The following is a 992-nucleotide window of genomic DNA, read 5'->3' as shown; positions in this document are numbered from 1 at the left end:
TTTTATCTAACTTTAGCTTTGAGAAAGTAGCGAGATTTATTACCTCTAATTGGGATTCTTTCTGGAATTTTAATTGGAATATTAGCGATAGCGATATTGATAAAAACATCCAAAATATTGCCGGACAATTTATAACCACTACGGCTGGGTTTTTAGGTAATATGGCTGGGAAATTAGTATGCGGTGTTTTACCAGTAGCAGGTCTCGCTTTTATCAATAAAGCGGCTGCTATGCACGTAGCATTAAGCAAGGGACCTGAAATGCTTATGGAGGTATCTACAGCATTCGGCTCATACGTTAAACAGTCATTTAATATGGCTATGAAAGCAATAGCATGGACGTTATTTAAACACGGTAGACGGGTTGTTAAAATGTTTTTAACAAAAAGCCCAACAACACTAGCAAGGTCTATTACTGGAATGATTCCCGGTGGTCAATCAACAATCGAAAAATGGGGTGATGAGAAAGGTGAAGAATGGAGTTTTGGGAAACAAAGAAGGGAAGCTAGAGAGAAATTACCAGAAAAATATGATGGTAATATAAACACTATTTGGAACCAAGACAGTTCCGAGGAGTTCTGGGATGAGTTTAGCGATAACTGTAAAGAGGCTATTGTGTTAGTCGCTCAAGGTTTGGATGAGTATATTGCACTACAAAGAATAGAACAAAATAGACAACAACAATTAGTTAACGCTGTGGTAGAGACTGGTGGAGAAAGATTCAGACTTGTGTCATCTTTGAGAAATTTACAGGAAAATGTTGCGAGTACATTAGCTCAAACTGAAATACTAGGGAATAGGGATATAGGTCAATTTGTAGGGTCAGGTGATTTTCAGGAAATCAGTACATCAGCTAATCTTAAAATACAGTTAACCTTTGTTTTGTACAACTACGAAAAACCACCGTATTGGACTAAAGATAGGCGTTCAAAACTACAAAAAACTCAAATAGAGTTACCGTCGGTTAGTAGGGATAAAATTACATGGGATAGG

At 37.1% G+C, this 992-nt stretch carries 1 protein-coding gene; it reads left to right on the top strand.

Going from position 1 to position 992, the window contains the following annotated elements; translation table 11 throughout:
- The coding region (locus P5683_RS25265; RefSeq protein ID WP_315645118.1) for a hypothetical protein at nt 1–992 on the top strand (992 nt) is incomplete at both ends.

Source organism: Limnospira sp. PMC 1279.21 (assembly GCF_032349615.1).
Lineage (GTDB): Bacteria > Cyanobacteriota > Cyanobacteriia > Cyanobacteriales > Microcoleaceae > Limnospira > Limnospira fusiformis.
This window is presented reverse-complemented; position numbering and strand designations above follow the sequence as displayed.